The organism is Pedobacter sp. AK017 (assembly GCF_014200825.1).
Lineage (GTDB): Bacteria > Bacteroidota > Bacteroidia > Sphingobacteriales > Sphingobacteriaceae > Pedobacter > Pedobacter heparinus.
On record NZ_JACHCW010000022.1, the window covers coordinates 18,247 to 40,503 of the forward strand.

The window sequence follows — 22,257 nt, forward strand, 5'->3', positions numbered from 1 at the left end:
ATATCAGGATTGGCTAGAGTTCAGCTATTCAACAGAATCGATGTCCCTTATTATTTACTCATTATAGATGCATTTAGATTTTTATTCATTCTATTTTAAAGAAATTATATCTAATTTCGATTGGCAATTTCTATTATTATTCCTTCTCCTAAGATGTCTTTTACCTCCTTAAAATAGAATCTTTCACCTACACTAATAGAATTATTTAGAAGCTCTTCTAGAAAGGATATTTGTACATCTGCGGTATCACCGGGAAAAAACGCATCTCTATCAAGGAGTTGAATTTGACCAGATGTATAATATTCGTCACTACCAAAACTGAATAATGGTCTATACCCACTTTTGAATGGAGTCTTACGACTCTTTTCGTAATTATATAAAGTGATCGTCGCCTTAACTATTATCTTAACCATAGACTCAAATTTAAGGGGGTTGGCTTTAATAAGTTTAACTGTTCAGGATTTATTGATATTGCATTCATACCATGTGCTGTAGCGATATTAGATTACTTTAATGGCAATTATGACGATTTATTATAACTTGGGCAATGTAGAAAAACCATTTTGATTGACCCCTCGACACCAGATTAAAACCTTATTCTAACTAATTGATTATAAAAACCAATGGGGTCATTCAGTTTTGGTGAGAAGGGGTCAACGCGATGTGGTTTGTGCAGTTAGATCATTAAAATGCTATTGGATTCTCATTACCCAAAGATTTAATAATATTAGATATTCTTTTTAGGTCATAGGAAATAGCTTCATCTGGAGATGCAATCAATCGCTTTATTTCGTTGAGATCATCCGATAGCTGGCCAAGAGTTAATTTTTTTGGTTCTTCATATGCATTATAAAGATCCTCAGCGGGAATATCCCAATAAAAATCATTATTTATCTCTAAAACATCTCCTACATTTTCTCGAAGTTGTGAAAACAATAAGATTAAAATTTTTTCTAGGTCATCAATTTTTACTTTCATCTGATCAGTTTCCATCGATTATCTTGTTAATGTTATTTTGAAAGGTAGAAATTTCATGCTTCAAGTGATTAATACGTGAATTTATGATTTTTTGTCGTACTGCATCACTTGGTGCATTTTTTAAAATACCTTGATTATCAAATTTAAATGGATCGGCAATATACTTCTGCAACTTATCTTCATGTGATGATATCTGCTTCTCAAACGATGAAATAGCTTTTAATTCTGACTTTGTTAGCGTGCTTATTTCTTTACCAGCAGCTTCAAGTCCTTCCCCTACCAATTTTCTTAAAGCAGGCCCTAATACTTTCTCAGTAACCTTGCTCGCTATTTTACCTCCAAACGCATCTAATAATCCTGCACCAACACCAGCCGCAACGATCGTGTTATCCTGCTTAACTGAACCTTTCGATATTTGAGATATCGCTCCTACAGCAGGAATGTACTCTAACTTATCAAGTCTTTCTTCAATCGCTTTATTATTAGCAGCAACCCTACCAAGCCTTTCCTGTCCTTCCGCTTTTTCAATCGCCTCTTCTTTTGTTTTAGGCTGTGAAGTACCAATCCCAAAAAAGTCCATTGCGCTTTTAAGCCATCCAGGAGGATCACCTGCGTACATCCCATCAACATCGATGAAACGTATCGGATTATTTAATGCATAACTGTAGTGGCTATTTCTTCTGGAAATCTCACTTAATGGATCTACGGTATTGAAACGCCCAATCACAGGATCATAGAACCTTGCCCCGTAATCGAGCTGTCCCAGCTCACTTTGCAACTCCTTGCCATTGTAAAGATATTTATTCACTCCTGCACTTGCAACTCTTTGTTTACCAAAAGCGTAATAATCGTCACTTTGTAAACGTTCCAGCAAACCACTTGATGGGTGTTGATAGAACGTATACCGTACATTACCCAAATGGTCTGTCAGGTTATACTCATAGCTGTAGGTACCACCATTGTTCCTTGCTTTACCCTCCTCGGTCATGATGAACTCTATCGCCCCTCCGGTGTATTGTACCCCATCCACATAATCTGAAGGGGCCTCCATGTTACTCACCTTCTTCAGTTTCCTGCCCATTGCATCATAGGTATAGGTAATGCTCAGTCCCGATCCATTAACAGTGATGGGTAAGTTCAGGTGGTTATAGGTTAAGTTTACACCGGTACGCCCATCGGTAACCGCATTCCCATTCCCATCATAGGCATAACTCCCGGCAGCCAGCCCGCCACCTGAGATGCTCTTCAGCCTGTTGCCTTCGTAAATATAGCTGCCCGCTCCTGCTCCATCCCTGTTCAGGGTACTGATGTTGCCCATCACATCATAACTCAGCACTTCACTCATCGATATCGCCCCGGTACTTACCCCGCTCAGTAAGCGGTTCAGCTTATCGTATCCATAATTGTAAATGCTAGGATAGGTATAGCCAGTGCCCCATTCCTGGCTCGTAATATTGCCATTGTACTGTGGAGTACCCAGGGTGTCATAGCCCAGCCTTATGCTGAACTCGCCGGAAATGCTCCGCTTCAGCCAGCCCCGCTCGTTATAGGCATAATCCGTATGCTGCAAAAAGGTATTCCCATCTGTACTGTGCAGCCATTTTTTGCTCAGTTGCCCCAGCTCATTGTAGTCCAGCTTGCTCAGCACCACTTCAGGCTGACCGTTAATGGATTCCATGGTCGCCTTCTTCCTTCCCATATGGTCGTATTCATGCCGGATGGCAATAGTAGTGGCTGGGCCCGAGCCCCCGCTATGGGTACGGGTACTGGCAGTCAATTCACCAGCGAAGTTCCAGGTATTGTCCGTAAGGTCTGTACCGCCCAAATGGTTCTCTGCTGCTGTTTTGAGCACCCGCCCATCTTTGTCATAATAGTTCACACTCAGGTAACGGGTACTGCTGTTCACCTGGTAAACAAAACTGCCTGTCTGCAGTCCTTTTACCCTGGAGGCCGACATCTGGGTAACCCCGTCAGGCTGGGGAAAGCTATTGCCCGGAAAATTGTAATCGTCGTAGTAATTGATCGTATGGTACCAGGCAATGTTGTTCTGAGGGAATGAACAGTTGTCATAATCGGTACCGCTACCCAGCCTGTTTTCCCAAAGTACGCTCTGGCTGTTCAATGTACCGGCCAGGCTGCTCCTGGAAGCCCCATCTCCGTATACACCGGTAATTACTACCCTGCCCAAAGCATCGTATTTGGTAAACAGCCACTGGTTAGCTACCCTTTGCAATGAATCCTGGCTCAGCACCAGCTGGTCCAGTTTGTTGTACACCATGTATTCCCAGTCCTTGCCCGGAAGCTTCTTTTCAATCAGCCTTTTACGCCCATCGTAACGGTACTGGTAACAGAACTGGTCCTGCAGTGTCTGGGAAGGCAGGGCCAGGGCATCCGGGTTTGCACCTGGTGGCAGCACAAAACTTAAGTTCCCCAGGTCATCATACACATAATAGGTGCTTAGGGTTTCAATCGCATTATTTTTATAATTAAATACACGCTTCAGCACTATCCTGTCCTCTTTGTCCTTATATTCTTCTGTAGTGCCTGCCTTGCCATCGATACTTTCCCAGTTCTCGTCCTTGCTGATGCTCAGGTACAGTTCATTGGCAGTGTAATAACCTGTTCCGCTGAGTATCCGTTTGTGTTCTTCTCCGGGGGTTGCAGAGGGTACAGCCTGATACAACCGTACTGCATAGTCTGTACTGTTGTTGGAGCCGTACTCCATTTTCTGGGTATGACCGGCACTAAGCTGCCAGCTGGCACCGGGGGATCCCCGTTCCAGTACCCGGTTTAAAGGAGAGGGTTCAAACCTGCTCTCTGAAAAGGCTGTGTTTGTAATCGTGGCCACACCTGCCGGGGGGCTGTTGTAAAAACCTGCCTGACTGGTTATTGCAGAAGGCTTAAAGCTGCCATTGGCACCTGTAACAGTAGAGTAAGGCAGGTATTTGAACTGCTCCCGGCCAAAGGCATCATAGTCAACAGGCTGCACCACATCCTTAAAGCCGGGACTGCCCTGTACCGTCACCGTTTGCAAAGGCCTGCCCAATCCATCAAAATACTGTACGGTCTGGTTTACCTCGCAGGTACTCAGTGTGGCATTGATGTTCCCTTCATTTACCCCTTCTTTTTTAAATACCTTGGTACTGATGTAATTCTGGTCTGCACTTGGGGTACTTACCAGGTCCACACATTGCTGGAAACTCGCCCCGGTAAAGATCCTTACATTCTTGCCCGCAGGGATGTAAAATCCATCCGTCAGCGTTATACTACCGGTAGCTTTAATTTCAGTCTGGTTGCTGTAAGTGTTCAGCGTAAGGTGCTGGGCGTTTGAACTGGTAAAACCTGCCACTAAACAAACAGCGATATATTTCCATGCCCTTTGGGGCGTTAAATTCTGATATAATTTCATGATACGGAGCATTAAGGTTTATAATGATAATCGTAAGATTTGACAATGTTCCCATCCTGGTCTTTGATATACTTTAACCGCTGGAAATTATCGTATTCATAATAGGTGGTCATACCTTTGGCATCGGTAGCGCTGGTTAAGCCAAGCAACAGTTCATAGGTGTAACTGCTCATCTGGCTATCTTTAGGATAAAGCCGCACCTCATCAAGTTGTAAGGCCCCGGTTAAAGTAACAGTATTGGTTCCTGTAATTTCTACTACATAATTTGTCCATCCTTTATAAGTCCTGACCGCAGTTGCCAGATGTCCGCTGATGTTTTCTCCTCCCGTTCCTTTAGCCCAGTAGCTCAATACATATACTTTGCCCGTGTTTAGTCCGGTCTTGCTAACCGGAGTGCCAGAAGTGAGGCCGTAACTTTTATAACCTGTTACCGCATAGGCATCTGCTATTGGTATACCCGAATAATTCCAGTTCCCGGTCCCTGTTGATTCAAAAGAAGTGAAGGCAATATCATTAAAAGAAGCATTGGTGACCTGTGCAATCGGATACAAATCTTCATGATCCCAGATATAAGCAGTAGCAGCAGCATTTGATTTCTTCTGTTGCAGGATATTATTTCTATAGAGAGAATACTGGTCTACAATCACGTCGGCCTCATATCCTGCATTTCTTGTAAATGAACCATTGCCAATACTAATTCCGGTATAATCGGAAATCCCTGCTAATGGCAGGTTCATCGTAAACACGCTATCAACAAGTGGCCTATCAGGCAGGTAAGAATAATAATTTGCCCCAATCAGTTTTTTGGCCGAACTTCCTTGCTGTTGCTCTGCAAACCGCTCAATTACAGGACTGATAAAGTTTATGTCCTGAAGGTGTTTAATACCCTGGGCTTTTAAATTTAATGGTGTATTAACGGTGTAATCTAATGGATACCTGGTTTGAAGTATGGTTTTTCTGCCATCACTTGCAGTAGTTGTAACAGTAGAGGCCTGCAGATTTCGGGCATTGTAGGTAAAATCTTTAATTGTTTCCACATAGTTCGCCCCATTGTAAATCCTTTCTTTGCTTTTGCTGAGATATACGAAATCTGCATAAGTAGGATGTACAGCAATCCCGGCGTACACTGCACCAAGAAAGACCATATCTTCACCCGGGAGCTCAATAATCTGATCTGTCACGGTATGGATAAACTCACCTCTTATGCCTTCAAATACTTTTCTATTGACACCTAAAAGCTGTGTATTGTATTCATTGATAGTTTCCGATAGCAACTGAGTTTGTGTGCCGCTCTTCACATATACCTTTTTACCCAATTCCAATCCACGCAGCCATTGCTTACTCACCGGAAGATAGGAATGTCGTTCGCCAAGCTCGTCATCATATTCAGAATAATTGGTAAAGTTATATTGAGTATAGCCATTGCTATCATCCAGCCCATTATATTCCTGGACATAGCTATATCCTACACTTTTTCCATGTTCACTTACCAAAGGATAGTTGGAGTTTGATGTACGTTTTAAATACGTTGAAAACCTTCCCTCCTCACTTACTGCAGACGAAAATAAAGGGAAGCTAAAATACCTTGGATAAAAATGGGTTTGTCCACTGGTTAGCGTTGGGCTGGCTGGCTGCATATACTTATAGGTTTTGATAACCGGGGTTTCCCCTATTACGGGAACACTTGTTAATTTCTTTAACCTTAAACCACCCACATAAGTATTGGTATTGCCCATATCTGTAGGTGGGAGACAATTAATCCAGGATAAACTAACCCTGGCTTCAGCATAAGTTTCTGAAAAAGGATTTTCAGTATAATCGACAATAAACTTATAATCACCGTTGGGCAGGTAAAATGTTTTAGGCATAGTTGTACTACTGCTCTTATCTCCCCCTATCTGAAAGAAGATGTGTTCTTCTTCAGTGTCCAGATTTATGACTTTAACAAGTGCCGAGATTCCGGGGAAACCAAATGCAGTAATTAAACCATAATCCAGTCCGGTTACATTCATGGTCAGGTAAACTCCCGGCTGATTAAGGTTCTGGCTGCAAACAGATGAGTATACACTAAATTGCTTTTCCAGGTAATTCTCTCCACCCGAAAACAGCGAGAAAGCATTGTTTTCAGAAAGCGCAGGCAGGGGTGCCTGAGAACTGACCGCCGTATTACTTTCAAAATCAAACAGGGTATATCCGCCTGTAGGATATGTTATTTTTTCAAGTACACATGCTTTTGCATAAGAAGGTTGCACGTCCCTGTTGCCACCGGGCAAATAAACCGGAGTGCCCTGTACAACGATGCTATAGGGAGGATAAAGGTGCTGGTTACCTGTGGCACCATTGTAAAATCCCCAATGGTCTTGAGCCTTTGAAAACCGTGATGGAAGTGTCTGACCGTTATATTCAAAACGATGCTTAAGCCCACCATTAGCCTCTCCGGGGTTTTCGTCTATTCCGGTAAGCTTTAACCGCTTAAACCCTGATTCCTCAACGCTGCCGCAATCTGTCCCGGTGTATCCGGCAGGAACAAAATAATCGTAATTTAGTTTGAATTCTTTAATATTCTTACCATCGTTATTTCTTATAAGTATGCCGGTAAGTGCATCATTTCCGGGCAGGTCACATCTGGACAATCCATAATCAAATAAAATCGTTCCCGATTCCGTACTAATGGTGTTTAGCCTTTTGAGGTGCAGGGTTGCATTTTGCCTGGAAACAGGGCTGTAATCTGGCAAACTTGCAAACAGTGGTGTATACGTTTCTGAGCTTAGGGTTGACTGACTGGTGATCAGGTCGCTATAGGAAAAATAAACCGTTTGCTTGCTTACCGGATCGTAAATAGATTTAATGTACCAGCTTGTAGTTACCGTAACAACAGGGTTAGGTGTTTGATCTGTTTCCCTCAAACTATATTCCTTTTCTTCAAAAAGGTATTCTATACCGTTTTCGTCGGTCAGGGTAAAACTGCTGTTACTGGCCTGAGCGTAAAACTCGATCTTTATTTTTGAATAAGGTATACTATAAAATTTATGGTCTTGCTGGTTGTACATAAACTTACCAGACATATTCCCAAAATTGAAATAATAGATATCGGGCTCACCGTCTATTCTGCCTGCCACAATCCTTTTCGACCTTTTATAATATTCCTCCGGATCAGTGGTGGCCATATTAATCAATTGCCGTGATGTAAAAGTGGGATTGATAAAACTTTCCCCATTTAAATATTCAACTTCATCGGGCAATCCCATCACAGTCCTTGTAATAACCCCACCGGCATTTAGCGCCCAGCCTAATCCCACTGATGACGCAATTTCCTCTACTTTGATCCCACCTGCATGATAGGATACTCCAATGGGAATTTTGATCCTGCCCGCAGTTAATTCATAAAAAGGAATGTTAATACTCGGAACACCGGTATAATACCCTACCGGATATTCTCCATATTTTCCCAATGCAGCAGCATCAGGTGGTACCTGCGTTACCTTATACAATTCCTGTACACCCGGGTTTTGTGCCTGCAGCCTGGTGCAAAAAACACAACTTAGTATCATTACAATTTTTGAAATGTATTTCATCTTCATATTGAAAGAATTACGGTTTTATAATCAGCTACCTACTAGGATAAATTAACAACCAGGCAATACTAAAAAAAGAGAGTGCAGCCACAAGATTAAACAACTTCCCGATCCGGAAAATACCATATTTGAAATTGGATCGGTCACCAAAACCTTTACGTCATTGTTACTAGCCAAAGAAGTGGTAGCCGGCCGCATGAAACTTGATGACCCCATTAACTTTTACCTTCCGGATGATATACCAGGTTTAACCTATCAGGGCCATCCCATTACACTGAAACAACTGGCCAACCATACTTCTGGCTTTCCGCGCCTTCCTGCAAATATCTTTAAGGGAAAAGTAGATCCCCAGGATCCTTACAAGCACTATCTGGCCGACTCGCTATATGCTTTTTTAAAGCATTACAAGCCTTCCGTAATGCCTGGAACGGTATTTTCTTACTCCAACTATGGTGCAGGGGTTTTAGGCACACTGCTGGAACGCAAACAACAGCATAGCTTTGAACAGCTTATAGTTACCGAGATTTGCAAACCATTGGGTATGGACCACACCACTGTTAGCCTGAATGGCCCTGCTCAAAAGAACTTTGCCCAGGGCTACAATGAAAAGGGCCAGCCAACTGCTCCCTGGGACCTTGCTTCCCTAAAAGGCTCCGGTGCCATACGCTCTACCTTAAATGATATGATCATTTACACCCGTGTACAGCTAGGGATAAACAGTCCGCTGAAAAAAGCAGTCCTGCTTAGCCACCAGCCAACTTTTAAGGGTAAAGAACAAAGTATGGGATTGGGCTGGCGCATCAGTACTACAGGCAAAAGCACTTACTTGCACCACTCAGGCGGCACCGGTGGCTTCCGTTCTTTTGTAGGCTTTAACCCTGCCAAACAGTTCGGCGTAGTGATACTTTCCAATGCTGCAGAAGAAGTATCAGCCATTGGTGAAGCCTTTTTGAAGAAATAAAGCAGCCATCAAAAAACCTTGTTCCAATACTTGAAACAAGGTTTTTTATTTTCATCTTCTGGTTTTGCCCAGGCAGCACCGAAATTTGCGGGGCTAAAAAGTGTACCACACTCCGCCCATCGGTTACTTCAATACACTTAGCGCTTGTCCCACCATACTTTGGAAAGAAACGAATCCCCGTTAGACAAACGGCCTACCGCAATATTGTAATTACTGGTATTCAGCTGAGACTCCCGGGTAGAGTAAATTGCCCTTCGTGGAATTTGCCCGTTGGTAGAACCCAGGTTACTGCCGGGAGTTAAAACAGGTAAACCGTTTCTTCTCCATTCTGCAAAGGCTTCATAGTTTCTGCCGAAAAGATGGATCCACTTCTGGGTCATGATCCTGTCCAGCTTCTGTGCATCGTCAAGTCCTGTAAACGAAAGCACTGCAGTATCATAAGTTGGAGGAACAGTATTGATGTTGTATGGAGGTAGTTGCAACGCAGCAGCCACCCCTGCTTTAAAGAAGCCTTCGGCGGCTGTAGTTTGCGCACCCCAACCCAGCAATGCCGCTTCCGCTTTGAAAAAGCAGACTTCTGAATAAGTTAGGGAGTAAACCGGAATAGCCGCAAAACTCTGGCTAAACCAGGTACTGAGCGAGGCGGTTGAATAATTATTTCTGATTACCTGCGACAATTGTGCATCAGTTAATGCTACACCAAGGCCTACATAATCTGGTGCCCCCCCGTTTACATTGTTTACAGTTAACTGTGCCAGCAAGGGCAGGCGCGGATCGCTATAGGTTTTCAGCTTGGTTACCAAAGCAGCGGCAAGGTACCTCAGATCAGAACTTCCGGTAAGGAACTGACGTAGCATAGGATTGGTGTTTACCGGCTGTGCATTGTTAAAAGTAGGCACCGCAGCATTATCCGCATTGGAGGCAAACAAGAGGGCTGGTTTTGCCATCGCCGATTCGACAGTAGTTCTGGCCAGTGTAGGGTTTGCATAACGTAACCTCAAACCCAACCGCAGCTTTAAAGAATTTGCATATTTCCGCCAGGAATTGACTGTGGTAGCGCCTTTATAAAAGAAATCTGCCGAGCCATAATTCTCGTCGGTATCGTTCAGGTTGTTCATCGCCACATCCAGATCAGCAATAAGTGAGGTATAGATGCTTTCCTGGGTATCAAACGCCGGTGTAACGTTAATGGCCGTTGCATCTTTGGAAACCTGTGAATAAGGAATATCGCCAAAAAGATCGGTAAGGCGTTGCCAGATGCTGATTTCATAGATCCGCGCAATGGCCAGCTTTGTTCTTCCAGAAGGGTCATTTTCCTTCCCTGCCAGTTCCAGGCGGATTTGCCGGAGATCACGGATCAGGCTGTAATGCTGTTCCCAGATTACATCTTCCGATGATTCGATGTACCTGGACACGGGAACCACTGCCCCTCCGGCCCAATGCTGCACCCATGAACCAAATTTATTATTGGGCAGCTCGCCACCCTCGGCAAAAGTACCGTCCTTCTGTACCCTGGAGAACAACAGTGCCGGATCGATGGAGGTAATGGAAGTGGGTGGGGTATTCAGCTTTTCAAAATCTTTGGTACAGGAGCTAAAACCAATGGCAATTGCTAAACTGTACAGGCTTATTTTGATGATATTTTTCGTTTTCATAATTTTTAATGCTAATGGTCAGGTTAAAATCCAATACTCAGGTTAAATCCGATGTTTCTAAGCATAGGCAAGGAGGTAGACTCGATACCAATGGAAGAATTGGAGGTGTTAAAAGAGGCCGACTCTGGCGAGAACCCATCTGTTTTACGCTGAAAGTAAAACAGGTTACGTCCGTAAACACCAATTGACGCATTGCGGATTTTATTGCGTGGTAAAAATTTGGTGGGGATTTGGTAACGCAGGCTCAATTCACGCATGGCGATATAGCTGCCGTCGTTCAGCATCTCTTCTGATACCATTACCTCTTTATCACTGGCCACTACGTTCCAGTAGTCCTGTGCCTTTACGGTTTTGGTATTGGCCACTCCTGTACCGCTCCAGCTGCCATCGGCATTTTTTACGGCCACTACACCTGTTGCCAGGTAAGAACCATCCCTGCCTGCCAGCGTTTTCTTTGTGGTTCCGTAAATGATCTCTTCGCGGTTACTCTGAGAGAAGATCATCCCGCCCTGGCGGATATCTACCAAAGCATTTAAAGTGATACCCTTATAGGTAAAAGAATTGAAAAACCCGCCCAGCCAGTCTGGCTGCGCATTGCCAATGGTTTCCTGTACCCGGCTGGTAGTGGTTAGAGGCAGGCCGGTATTCGGATCAATCAAACGGTTGCCGTTCTCATCCTTTAACCAGGCAAACTGGGTGCCGATCAGCTGTCCGAAAGGCTTGCCCACTTCGGCAACCACGTTGATCCCCCTATCCGATCCCAATAAAAAGGTTTCTACACCAGGGTAAAGTGACATTACCTTATTAGCGTTTTTGTTGTAGTTAAAAGTAGTTTTCCAGGTAAAGCCCGAAGCCGTTTTTATTGGTGTAGCATTTAAAGAAAGTTCTATACCCCGGTTGCGGATTTCGCCCGCATTGATCCGCATTACGGTAAACAAGCTGGAAGGTGATACAGGTACATCCAGGATCTGGTCTCTGGTAGAGGCCTGGTAAAGGGTGAAGCCCATACCTACACGGCCCGACCACAATTCCAGGTCTGCACCAACTTCTATGGAAGTAGTGAGTTCATTGGTCAGGTTCTTGTCCGGAATGATCGTGGTAAAGGAGCCCAGCGGAACACCACCATGGGTAAACTGGTCTAAGCTATAGGTACCCGTTAACTGGTAAGGGTTTCCGGAGCTGCCCGCTTGTGCCCAGGAACCCCTAATTTTGAGGTAATTGACTACACTTTTTTTAAAATTAAGGGCTTCTGAAGCGATAAAACTTGCACTTACTGAAGGGTAGAAAAAGGAATTGTTCTCTTTTGAAAGTGTAGAAGACCAGTCGTTACGGGCCGAAAGGTCCAGGTACAGGAAGTCTTTATAGGAAACCTGTCCGGAACTGTATACGGAATTGATTTCTGACTCTGTTAAACCGAAGATATAGGAGTTGGTGAGGGTATTGTTGATCACATACAGGTCTGGAACAATGAACTGGCTGCCCGAGTTACCCGTTTGGCGCAGGTAACGGCTCAAATGACTGGCACCTACATTCAGGGTAAAACCCAACCCGTTTTCCAGCTTAAAATTGCTGTTTAACAGGGCATCGTAGTTATCTTCCCTTACCCGGATAACCGTTTCGCTCATGTCGCCTTTGCGGTTCAGACTCTGATAGGTATTTACTGCACGGTAGCGCAGGCGCTGGTCGGTATAAAAATCAGTACCTCCTGTAGCGGTCAGTTTTAACCAGGGTGTAAAATCGTACGACAGCCTGAGTAATCCGATGACGCGGTCCCTGCGGTCGGTATTTTTAGTTTCGTTGATGGTCCAGTACGGATTGGCTGTGGAACTGTTTGTAGCATAGGTTTTTTCCAGACCGGCAAAAACATTGGTATAGCCCAGTTGTTTCGCCACATCATTTGCGGTCCATTTGTATTGTGCCATGATATCCATAGGGATACTCCTTGGCTGGCTGATCAGCAGGTAGGCCGGGTTATCAGAGGCATCTGACAAGGTGGGCCTGTTTGTTCCGTCCTGCATAATGTAGTTCAGCTTGGCATCGAGGTTAAATTTATCGGTAATTTTAGCCTGAGTACGGAGGTTAAAATTATTCCTGTTGATCACATTGGTAGGTACATAGCCATCGATATAAGTATTGGCATAAGACAACCTGTAGTTTACCTTTTCATTGCCGCCCTCTACACTCAGGTTATTGGTGTATTGTTTTTCGGTCTGAAAAAACGCAGAATAGGTATCTGGCTGCGGGGTAAGAGAAAGCAGGTTTCCCCATTGATCTTCGTAGCTCTGGCCCTCCATTTTTGGCCCCCAGCTGGAACGGGTAAGGCGGTCTCTGCCGGCACTCATTTTCGGAGTACCCTGAATGCCTCCGGCAATAGCCTGGGCCATCGTAATGATAGTTCCGTCTGCCCTTCTTAAGTGTGTAAAATTGCCGTTTAGCCCTTGTGCATATTCATTTTGGAAATCGGGGGCAATTAATGTATTGCCCAAAGAAAAATCGCTGTTGAACTGGATATTCATCCCTTTCCCTGCCGTTCCGGCTTTGGTAGTAATCAGAATTACACCATTGCTTCCCCGCTGTCCGTACAAGGCTGCTGCATTTGGCCCTTTCAGTACCGAAATGGTGGCGATATCATCGGGGTTGATGTTAGAAATACCATCCCCATAATCGGTACCTCCGGTGCTGGTAGCCGAGCCTATGGTCTGATTATCGATGGGCACCCCATCTACTACATACAGGGGCTGGCTGTTCCCGATCAGTGAGTTGTTGCCCCGGATGATCACTTTGGACGAGCCTCCCGATCCGGAAGCGGCCCTGCTTACCTGTACGCCAGAAACTTTTCCGGATAAGGTATTGGCCACATTGGCTTCTGCACCCTGTGTAAGTTCATTTCCTTTTAATTCGGACATGCTGTAGCCCAGCGCCCTTTTGTTACGCTTAATGCCCAGGGCGGTGACAACCACTTCGCCCAAGGCAGCGGCATCTTCATCCAATACCACCGCAATGGATATTTTATCCGAAAGGCTGATGGTATAATCCGTCATCACTTTTGGCTTATACCCCACTGAGGTAATGGTTATGGTATAATTGTTGCCTGCCGGTATTCCGCCGATGGAGAAAATGCCCTGGGCATTGGTACTGGTGCCGGCCCTGAAATTTGTGGTCTTGTTTTCTATTTTTACAGAAACTCCAGGAAGCAAAGTTCCCTGGGCATCCTTTACGATTCCTGTTGCTGTTGCACCTGTTTGTGCAAACCCTGCGCCATTACAGCAGAGCAAAAAACAACAACAAATTACGATCCTGTGAAAAACTTGCCTGGTTTTTAATAAAAATTGGTCCATAGTTTAGTTGGTTAGTTGAATGAATTGTTTAATTATGGGTCTGATTGCTTTTCAGGATATAGGTACTATCCCTTCTTTCTATATTTAAGTGGTTCAATAGTGCAATTTCATTTAATACAAGGGCTACAGTATGGGCATTGCGCTTAAAGGAGCCGGTAAAATACATGCCCGCCACCTGAGCCCTATCAAATTCTATGACAGCAGAAAAATCGCGTTGTAAAACGCGGAAGATTTTCTCCAGTGACTGGTTACGGAAAGAGACTTCAGTTGCGCTGAGCTCCGTTTGCCCTTTTGGCGCAATGAGTTTATGACCCGGGTCTTGCAGATCGGCTTTTTTAATCAGGGTAAGTGCAAAATTTGTTTTGTTGATCAGCAGTTTATTTCCGGGAAGCAGATAAGTTTTTTTCATGCCATTGGCACTTGTACTGCTATCGGCGCTAACCACTACCTTGCCACTGTGTAGCAGCACGCTCACCTTATTACCCTCTTCTTGCGAAGAAATGGTAAAATCTGTGCCCAATGCAGTAGTTACTGTACCACCTGCATATACATTAAAAGGACGCGTTTTATCTGCAGCTACTTTAAATCTTGCTATACCTTTCAGCTTAAAATCCCTCTTTTGTTTACTAAGCTGCTCCAGATAGCGGATTTCACCTCCAGGCTTTAAATAAATGATGGAGCCATCGGCAATGTTCAGCTTCATGTCTTCCTTGCCGTAATTGATCTTAACCAGGGTATAAGCTGTTGCGGGCTTGTTTTGCAACTGGACAGGTTTATTTGTACCCATGCCAAACCACCATCCCAGGCCCAGGATCAGTAGCAGGGATGCTGCAACTGAAAGTATCCGGATTAAAGCGGTTCTGCTCCGCTTGATTTCTGCCTGTTTAAAAATTGCCTGCAGCAACGTTTCCTTTTTATCAGCAGGCATTACGGACAGCGTTTCCATATCCAGCCATAGTTGTTCCGGAAACAGTTCATCCAGCTTTTGGGGATTTGCTTCCAGATATTTAACTACGTCCAGGGCTTCTTCTTCCGTACATTGGTTCCGAAAAAACCTTTCCAAAAGTGTATTATCCATATTCATATACTGATAATACGCCCGGGACCGGGGTATCCCCCAATGGGATTTTATTTTTTTAGCAGAAATACTTAATACAAAGCCAGCAAGATCATCAATAGCGTAAAGCGACGAAGATATTTTAGGGCCAGGCCAATATGGTTTTCGACGGTTTTTGGTGAAATACCCAGCTTTTCGGCAATCTGCTGATGGGAGAGGTGCTCGCGACGGCTCATCAGGAATACCTGTTTCCTGATGGCGGGCATAGCTTCTATTGCCCTGTTAATTAAATCCAGGATTTCTTTGTTTTCGAAATTATCTTCCGTAAAATTTTCGGCTTTCTGCTGCTGTAGTTTATCAGCATAGCGTCGGGCACGTGCCGCCTTTCTCAGTTCATCAATAAAAATAGTTCTCGACATCCGGAACAGCTGAACGTTAAGCGGATACTCTGTTGAAAGACTTGTCCTTTTTTCCCACAGGCGAACAAAAACCTGCTGTACAACCTCATCAGCAATTTCTTCAGATCCACATTGCCGGAATATAAAAGTATATATTTTTTCACTCCACAAGTGATATGCCTGCTCAAACGATTTTACGCTGCCATTTTTTATGGAAAGGACTTCGTTCATTAAATGGAGATTAATAAGGCCACAAGCATAATTTGCAACTTATTCTGTCAACAAAGAAATTTGTTTCTAATTTATTTCCATAATAAACAAAAGAGGGATGGTTTCTGGTTTAGCAAATGTCTATTCGGATAGTTGTTTTTAAGGTCTGACATAGGGGAGTTTCTTCATCAATCAAGTTGGCAAACTTGACCCTGTTAACGCGCACAATTCCGCCATCCAACCAACTTCCGAAAATAATAGAAAAAATATCAGGCATAACAAATTACTTTTAATTGGGAAAACCATTTTGATTAACCACCTCTTCGCTAATTAAATCTCTATTATAAATAAATGACTACAAAAAAGCAGGCAGATTTTTTTGGGGACCAAAAAATGAACCTGTCTGTAAACCCACATCCAGATTGCCATATTTGGAAAGGGCTGCAGCATCAGGCGCCGGGGGGATATAAACCGGCAATTTATTATAGTTAGTTTGTGCCTTAACAACAGACAGGCAACTAAAAATGAATAATAGAATACAATAATGCTTTTTCATTGGTATATAATTTATAATGTCATTACTCGTTAAAATTTACCCCCAATACTAAAAAAAGAGAGTGCAGCCACACTGCACTCTTTTTTTTTTGAAAATAATTTTGAAAAAGATTTTCGGGATTCAAAAACACACTTTAACACCCAATAAAGCCATGTTTATTGCAACACAGCAAGGCAAGTTTCAGCAATTTCCACAAAAAAGCCGGGGCGATTTTTTGCCCCGGTCAGATTTTTTCTTCCTGAAAAATGGTTTTGTTACCTATCCCCGTGTTTAAACAGCCAATGTTAAAATGGCAATTTCTTTGATCAGGTCTGGTAAAAGATACCAGGCTAAAATCAGTGGGGAGAAGTATTTTTTCAATGCCTCATCTATAGCCTCTGTAACAATTTCTTTATTATTGGCGCGGAATTTAAAATCGCATCGCCCTTTTTCCGTATAAACGTAACTTTGCCTGACATTGTCAAAGCATATAGGTGCTTCGCAATCCTGTCGCATTTTTTTGATGATGTACTTCACTTGCCGCGGTGAAATATTCAGTTTTTCGGCAAGAACCTCAACAGGTCCGGTGTTTCTAATGCAGATTAACTCATTTAGTCTTTGATAAAGCGGTAAATTCATGTAGCGTTTAATTTAGTAACGTGAACAATTATTGCACTTAGTTAAATACTTTTTTTTTAAAAACGTAACTCTTTATACGAAATGCAGGCTTGCAGGGACATAAAGCCATCTTGCCGATACGAAAAGAAAATATGTACCATTAGTGAATGGTATATATTTAGAGTTAATTTTTGACTATTTATTCTCGATTTACTAAATAATGATCTACACATGTATTATAATTGACGACAAACGCCACTTTACAACATTACTGGAAGAATATATTGCTGAGCTACCTGAACTGGAACTGATCAAAACATTCCACGATCCGACAAGGGCCATTGCCGAACTTACAGCAGAGCACTTTATAGCAGATATCATTTTCCTGGACATTCATATGCCACATATCAGTGGTATAGAACTTGCACCTCATTTAAAAAAGAAATGCAAATTCCTGGTATTCATTACCGCACACGCACAGTATGCCGTAAATGCCTTTGATCTGGAAGCCGATGATTTTTTGTATAAACCATTTAAAATAGAAAGACTTCAGCAGTCGATAAAAAAAATAACAGGTCATACAACTCCTGCAGTGCAGGAAAATACAGACAACGATTTTTTCTTTATAAAAATATCAGGTACGCAATCTAAATACCTTAAGTTTTTATACAGTGAGGTCATTGCATTTGAAAGCGACAAAAATTACATCAGAATTTATACCCCCAACGATTGCTACAGAATTTATCTGGGCATCAACGAAGTTGAAAAAAAGCTTGCCGGCCGAAATGACTTCATAAAAGTACACCGATCCTTTATCATCTCAAAAGCCTACATTGAACTGGTAGAGAACAATATGGTGGTCATGAAAAACAGCAATGTCCAGGTTGTCATAGGCAAGCAGTACAAGGCCTCATTTTTTGCTTATCTGGAAAGTCACAAGTTTTAATAAAATCACATCCTAAAGGCTCCGCTCTCCATTTGCGCAGCACGCTGCAACAGCTGCTGACGGGTCTGCTCCAATTGCTTAATTTCATTTGCCGGTAGCTTTGAACGGCAATTTTTTAAAGTGATCTCTATCAGTTTAGCCTTGGCCCGTTCACAACTTGCCTGGCTGGTATTTACCACGGTCTGGCTCGAACATTTTTTATATTCAGGCGATGATTTCCATTCACTTTCCGATACTTTACTGCAAGCATCAGCTCCCCCGATCTGCGCGCTGCTATTGTTACTTCCACCACTTGCCTGACTACCTGCAGTAGCTGTATTGTTTTGAATTGCAAACTGCAGACCGGTATTGATATTCGAAATAAATGTCTGGTTAAGCGATCTGTAGGTTTCATTTAAAGAATTGGAAACGGTTGCTTTGTCCGAAACCGTACGATCTAAGATCGCATCCAGGCGCGTATCCATCTCATTTTTATCCTGCAACAGCATTTCCAGATCCGAAGGGTGGATCAGGTACTGGGATACCTGGCTTAAAAATATATTTTCCTCATTTTTCAGATCCTCCGCCCTTTTTTGCAGCATCGTTGTGATGCGGTTTATCCTGTCCATGTTTTTATTTTGCCCAGTCTTAAGGATCATATTCGTAAACAGGCCACCAATAGCACCTGAAACATCGCTACCTGTTAATGAATTAATTGCATTTTGCTGCTCGTTTGCTTGCTTTACACCTGCAATTCCACCTTCTATTTCAATCAGTTTAACACCCAGGTTCAAACTAATATTAACCAGTTCAGCTTTTTTGGCCTTAATTAAATTGTATCCGCTTCTTAACCGCAACAGATTGGCATATACCTGATTGGAACTTATATTTTTCTGGCTGAGGGCATTTGCAGATTTGATTTCATTGCACAACGTTTCATCGTTTAAAAACTGGTTTACCAACGAGGTAAGCGCTACTGGAAAGGTAGTGGCAAAAACAAAATGTTCGGTAAGCTTTGGTCGCGACATCTTGCCATGTTCGCCTTCAAAGAATATGGCCTGACCATAGGTTTTCAGGACTTTTCCGGAAACATCTTTTACCACCAGCTGGTACAGGGAATGGGAAGGAAATTTAGCCGCCGTTTTGGCCTGCATCCAGGTATTGCTCTGTACATATTGAAAATCCAGTACCAGGTCATCGTAAAAAAGAGAATCTGTATCATAGGCTGAATTTGCCAGGTCTGAAAAAACTACCTTTACTGCCCCTTTCTTTTCCAGGACTTTGCTCACTTCCGATTTATACAGCGCATTCATCTTATCGTATGCAGCCCTTGAGTTTGATTTCAGGTTATACAATTCGGGATATTCGATATCAAACCTATTGTAAATGTAATTTTCCCTGTCCAGATGAAACTGCACCCCTGATTCTCTGGGGGTAAATTGGACAATGATCCTGTTAAAACCATTTAAGGTATTATTGCTGTTGGCAAAAAATGCCGGAAACTCTTTTTGATCAAACCGGTCAAGAAAGAAATACCCGTCGTAATCAAGTCCCATAGGAGAAGGAATGACATCTGCTTTATCAAAAACATACCGTCCGTCCTGATTAAAATCGGGAAACTTTTTTTGAAAATCATCTCTGGGAACGTATGTTCCTTTGATGTTACAACTCTTGATGTGAACTGCCGGTACTTCAGGCAGTTTATGCTGTGCATATGCTGTAGCTACAGACAAACCTGTTAAAACGATACAGATCGAAATAAATTTCATCTTTTTAGTTATAATAATTGTCAGCTAAATTAGGTCGGCCTGCCATCCACATCAATAGCCATAAATAGCTATTGATGTGGTCATTATTATTTTTTAAAAAATAGCGTTATATTTGATATACTACATTAATCTCCATATTGTTAAAGTATCATGAACATTGCGCGTCCGCTCAATTTTACTTTCAAAGGGCATCTGCAAAACATCTACTACACCAATGATGCCATTGATGAACAGCACATTAAGGGGCTTATGTCCAGATTTGAGCAGATGAGCATGGCTATGAACAACATCACACCTTTGCTTTTTGTGATTGATTATACCAAATCCCAGTACCTGGTCATGACAGATAGTTGTCGGATCATCACAGGGCACCATCCTCAGCAATTGCTGGAAGGTGGCATGCCCTTTCTGATTGATATCTATCAGAAAGATGACTTCAGGATTTATAATGAAAACGTGTTTACGGCGAATGCCAATTTTTTAAAATTGCAGCCCCAGTCTGAACACCACAAATTTGTTTTTTCGTATAATTTCAGGGTAAGAAACAGCGAAGAAAAATATATCCCTATTTTTCAGCGGGGAAGCTATATAACTTCCAGAGAAACAGGTTTACCGCTCTACAGTTTGGGCATGGTTACAGACATCAGCCCTTTTAAGAAAGACAGGCAAATTTACCACAGCATAGAAAAAATAGAAGAAAGCAATGGAATCATCACCAAACAGATCATTGATGAGAACTACTTTTTCCCCTATGCAGAAGATAAACTGCTATCGCACCATGAAAGAGATATCCTGTGTTATATGGCCGACGGGCTGAGCAGCAAGCAGATTGCTTCCAGGTTCAACATCAGCGAAAATACGGTAGCCAACCACCGGAAGAACATGCTAAAAAAAACAAACACGAAAAATGTTGCCGAACTGGTAAGCTTTGCCTGCAAAACTCAGCTGATATAAACTATTGAAACGATCGGGTAGGATTATCCCTGTTTAAACACTTTCTCTAACAGGGCCTTTGTTTTCCTGATCCCCTCATCTTCCGTTTCTCCTGCCCCTGAATACTCAATTCCTACTATTCCATTCCATTTTGCGGCTTTAATGATCCTGAACATGCGGCTGTAATCGATGTCGCTTTCTTCACCATCAGCATTAAATTTCATCGTTTTAGCACTTACCCCCTTGGCAAAAGGCATCATTTCTTCCACGCCCAGGTACCGGTCATATTCCTTTCCGTTTCCCAGGGCAAAGTTCCCAAAGTCGGGCAAGGTTCCACAATAAGAGCTGTTTACCCCTTTGATTACATCCGTCAGCCACTTGCCATCGGAAGAATAACCACCGTGGTTCTCTACAATAACATTGATCCTGTTCTTTTTACCGTATTCGGTTAACCTGCCCAGACCATCAATGGCCGCAGCTTTTACTTCCGCTGCTGTTCCCTTGCCCCCAGCATTTACACGGATGGTTTTACAACCCAGAAATTTGGCTGCATCTACCCATTTATAGTGGTTCTCTACCGCAGTTAGCCTTGCTTTATCGTCGGTATCGCCCAGGTTACCTTCCCGGTCTACCATAATCAGGTGGTTCTGGATCCCTTCAGAATCAGTCCGGTTTTTGAGTTCTTTCAGGTAAGCCGGGTCTTTATCTTTCTTATCAAAAAATATACTTACATATTCTACAATGTGAATACCAAAATCCCTTTTCGCTTTCAGCGGAAAATCAAGGTTGTCCAGTTTTTTGGCAAACAAGGTATTGTGCAGCGACCATTGGGCCAGGGAAATGAGATAAGGCTCCTTTTTAAAAGCACTTAAAGCTTCCAATGGCAGCAACGAAGCAAGCCCTGCCCCTGCCGTTAACATTCCTAAATCTTTAATAAAACTTCTGCGGTCTTTTGTTTCCATAATGTGTATTTATAGGTGTGTATTTTTATCTAAATGTGTATTGTACACGTAAGAATTCTAAACATTTAAGTAAGTATATGGGTAAACTAACAGAAAATATACCTTCGGTTTATTTTCCCTTCTTATTAAAAAACCCATTAAAAAATAACAGCTGGTACTTAACCGCATTGTTCCAGTATTGCCCATTGTGCGCACCTGGCCTGATGATAAAATCATGCGGGATATTGCTGTACTGCAACGCTTCATGAAGTTTCATATTTACCTCGTAAAAGAAATCCTCTTTGCCGCAATCGATGATCAGTGCCAGGCGGTTGGGCACCAGCAAATGGATCATATTAACGATGGTATTGTCTTTCCAGCGTTGCGGGAACTTATCATAATCGCCCAACCTTTTGGCGATATTCCAGTTCAGGGGAAAAGAGGTAAAATCCACCCCGCCACTCATACTACCGGCTGCTCCAAAAGTATCCTGATGCCTGAAAGAAAGGTATAAGGCACCATGTCCTCCCATGCTTAGGCCCGCAATAGCGCGTCCCTTACGGTCTTTTATCGTTTTATAGTTCTTATCTATCCAGTTTACCAGTTCAGTGGCCACATAAGTCTCATATTTCCATTCCGGATCTACCGGACTGTCAAAATACCAGCTGGTTACATTACCATCCGGGCAAACAATGAGGGTTTGGTATTGGTCGGCATATTGACCCAGTTCGGGCGCAATATTGATCCAGTTGGCATAATTGCCACCCGCACCGTGCAATAAGTATACAACAGGATAGGTTTTACCTTCAGCGTAGCTATCTGGTGTAATGACAACAGCTTTAATGTTTTTCTTCATCGATGCACTGTAGGTCTGCACCGTATCTACCTTAGCGGCAAAAGTTAGCTGTATACCAAACAGCAGCATCACGCCAGCAAGAAAAAGTGATCTTCTCAT

At 42.9% G+C, this 22,257-nt stretch carries 16 protein-coding genes; 3 read left to right on the forward strand and 13 right to left on the reverse strand.

What is annotated here, in order from left to right; translation table 11 throughout:
* Positions 1-110 precede the first annotated feature (110 nt).
* From HDC92_RS22790 to HDC92_RS22805, 4 genes are all read right to left on the reverse strand, one after another.
* Positions 111-413, reverse strand: a complete 303-nt coding sequence (locus tag HDC92_RS22790) for a hypothetical protein (RefSeq protein WP_183877236.1) — start codon at positions 411-413, stop codon at positions 111-113.
* Between the two features lie 271 nt (positions 414-684).
* A complete protein-coding gene (locus HDC92_RS22795; RefSeq protein ID WP_221271005.1) occupies positions 685-993 on the reverse strand; it encodes a hypothetical protein in 309 nt (102 codons plus the stop codon).
* Entirely contained in the window at positions 983-4,387 is a 3,405-nt protein-coding gene (locus HDC92_RS22800) for a DUF6443 domain-containing protein (RefSeq protein ID WP_255484652.1), read from the reverse strand. Before HDC92_RS22800 ends, HDC92_RS22795 begins: the two co-directional genes overlap by 11 nt.
* 11 nt (positions 4,388-4,398) lie before the next feature.
* Positions 4,399-7,968: a hypothetical protein gene (locus HDC92_RS22805; protein WP_183877237.1), complete on the reverse strand. Its 3,570-nt coding sequence runs from the start codon at positions 7,966-7,968 to the stop codon at positions 4,399-4,401.
* A gap of 118 nt (positions 7,969-8,086) precedes the next feature.
* Between HDC92_RS22805 and HDC92_RS22810 the strand changes: the two genes are divergently transcribed.
* The gene (locus tag HDC92_RS22810) at positions 8,087-8,923 is read left to right on the forward strand and encodes a serine hydrolase domain-containing protein (protein WP_317618111.1); all 837 of its coding nucleotides are present in this window, start codon (positions 8,087-8,089) and stop codon (positions 8,921-8,923) included.
* Positions 8,924-9,060: 137 nt separating this feature from the next.
* Here the strand turns inward: HDC92_RS22810 and HDC92_RS22815 are convergent, their stop codons facing one another.
* The 6 genes from HDC92_RS22815 to HDC92_RS22840 all read right to left on the reverse strand — a co-directional run bounded on the left by HDC92_RS22815 (position 9,061) and on the right by HDC92_RS22840 (position 16,755).
* Positions 9,061-10,578 (reverse strand): SusD/RagB family nutrient-binding outer membrane lipoprotein, encoded by a 1,518-nt coding sequence (locus HDC92_RS22815; protein WP_183877238.1) that lies wholly within the window; start codon positions 10,576-10,578, stop codon positions 9,061-9,063.
* A 23-nt stretch (positions 10,579-10,601) separates the two neighbouring features.
* Complete coding sequence (locus HDC92_RS22820) at positions 10,602-13,916, reverse strand: SusC/RagA family TonB-linked outer membrane protein (protein ID WP_183877239.1); 3,315 nt, start codon at positions 13,914-13,916, stop codon at positions 10,602-10,604.
* Positions 13,917-13,944: 28 nt separating this feature from the next.
* Complete coding sequence (locus HDC92_RS22825; protein ID WP_183877240.1) at positions 13,945-14,994, reverse strand: FecR family protein; 1,050 nt, start codon at positions 14,992-14,994, stop codon at positions 13,945-13,947.
* Positions 14,995-15,065: 71 nt separating this feature from the next.
* Positions 15,066-15,602 (reverse strand): RNA polymerase sigma-70 factor, encoded by a 537-nt coding sequence (locus HDC92_RS22830; protein ID WP_183877241.1) that lies wholly within the window; start codon positions 15,600-15,602, stop codon positions 15,066-15,068.
* A 334-nt stretch (positions 15,603-15,936) separates the two neighbouring features.
* A complete protein-coding gene (locus tag HDC92_RS22835; RefSeq protein WP_183877242.1) occupies positions 15,937-16,137 on the reverse strand; it encodes a hypothetical protein in 201 nt (66 codons plus the stop codon).
* 270 nt (positions 16,138-16,407) lie between these two features.
* Positions 16,408-16,755, reverse strand: coding sequence for a helix-turn-helix domain-containing protein (locus HDC92_RS22840; protein ID WP_183877243.1), 348 nt, complete (start codon positions 16,753-16,755; stop codon positions 16,408-16,410).
* A gap of 199 nt (positions 16,756-16,954) precedes the next feature.
* Here HDC92_RS22840 and HDC92_RS22845 point away from each other — a divergent pair, with 199 nt between their 5' ends.
* A complete protein-coding gene (locus tag HDC92_RS22845; RefSeq protein WP_183877244.1) occupies positions 16,955-17,680 on the forward strand; it encodes a LytR/AlgR family response regulator transcription factor in 726 nt (241 codons plus the stop codon).
* 5 nt (positions 17,681-17,685) lie between these two features.
* On the opposite strand, the gene HDC92_RS22850 is transcribed toward HDC92_RS22845, so the two are convergent.
* Positions 17,686-19,428, reverse strand: a complete 1,743-nt coding sequence (locus HDC92_RS22850; protein ID WP_183877245.1) for a hypothetical protein — start codon at positions 19,426-19,428, stop codon at positions 17,686-17,688.
* 150 nt (positions 19,429-19,578) lie between these two features.
* On the opposite strand from HDC92_RS22850, the gene HDC92_RS22855 reads away from it, so the two are divergent.
* Positions 19,579-20,382 (forward strand): response regulator transcription factor, encoded by an 804-nt coding sequence (locus HDC92_RS22855; RefSeq protein WP_012781209.1) that lies wholly within the window; start codon positions 19,579-19,581, stop codon positions 20,380-20,382.
* A gap of 23 nt (positions 20,383-20,405) precedes the next feature.
* Here the strand turns inward: HDC92_RS22855 and HDC92_RS22860 are convergent, their stop codons facing one another.
* A complete protein-coding gene (locus tag HDC92_RS22860; protein ID WP_183877246.1) occupies positions 20,406-21,323 on the reverse strand; it encodes a sugar phosphate isomerase/epimerase family protein in 918 nt (305 codons plus the stop codon).
* Between the two features lie 109 nt (positions 21,324-21,432).
* Positions 21,433-22,257 carry an alpha/beta hydrolase gene (locus HDC92_RS22865; RefSeq protein WP_183877247.1) on the reverse strand — a complete coding sequence of 275 codons (825 nt, stop codon included), beginning with the start codon at positions 22,255-22,257 and terminating at the stop codon, positions 21,433-21,435.

Bases quoted from the DNA above. Each gene is read 5' to 3' on its own strand.
- HDC92_RS22825 (WP_183877240.1), bottom strand. From the start codon at position 14,994: ATGGATAATACACTTTTGGAAAGGTTTTTTCGGAACCAATGTACGGAA.
- HDC92_RS22845 (WP_183877244.1), top strand. From the start codon at position 16,955: ATGATCTACACATGTATTATAATTGACGACAAACGCCACTTTACAACA.
- HDC92_RS22835 (WP_183877242.1), bottom strand. From the start codon at position 16,137: ATGAAAAAGCATTATTGTATTCTATTATTCATTTTTAGTTGCCTGTCT.
- HDC92_RS22815 (WP_183877238.1), bottom strand. From the start codon at position 10,578: ATGAAAACGAAAAATATCATCAAAATAAGCCTGTACAGTTTAGCAATT.
- HDC92_RS22800 (WP_255484652.1), bottom strand. From the start codon at position 4,387: ATGAAATTATATCAGAATTTAACGCCCCAAAGGGCATGGAAATATATC.
- HDC92_RS22795 (WP_221271005.1), bottom strand. From the start codon at position 993: ATGGAAACTGATCAGATGAAAGTAAAAATTGATGACCTAGAAAAAATT.
- HDC92_RS22840 (WP_183877243.1), bottom strand. From the start codon at position 16,755: ATGAATTTACCGCTTTATCAAAGACTAAATGAGTTAATCTGCATTAGA.
- HDC92_RS22860 (WP_183877246.1), bottom strand. From the start codon at position 21,323: ATGGAAACAAAAGACCGCAGAAGTTTTATTAAAGATTTAGGAATGTTA.
- HDC92_RS22820 (WP_183877239.1), bottom strand. From the start codon at position 13,916: ATGGACCAATTTTTATTAAAAACCAGGCAAGTTTTTCACAGGATCGTA.
- HDC92_RS22865 (WP_183877247.1), bottom strand. From the start codon at position 22,257: ATGAGAAGATCACTTTTTCTTGCTGGCGTGATGCTGCTGTTTGGTATA.
- HDC92_RS22850 (WP_183877245.1), bottom strand. From the start codon at position 19,428: ATGAAATTTATTTCGATCTGTATCGTTTTAACAGGTTTGTCTGTAGCT.
- HDC92_RS22830 (WP_183877241.1), bottom strand. From the start codon at position 15,602: ATGAACGAAGTCCTTTCCATAAAAAATGGCAGCGTAAAATCGTTTGAG.
- HDC92_RS22790 (WP_183877236.1), bottom strand. From the start codon at position 413: ATGGTTAAGATAATAGTTAAGGCGACGATCACTTTATATAATTACGAA.
- HDC92_RS22805 (WP_183877237.1), bottom strand. From the start codon at position 7,968: ATGAAGATGAAATACATTTCAAAAATTGTAATGATACTAAGTTGTGTT.
- HDC92_RS22855 (WP_012781209.1), top strand. From the start codon at position 19,579: ATGAACATTGCGCGTCCGCTCAATTTTACTTTCAAAGGGCATCTGCAA.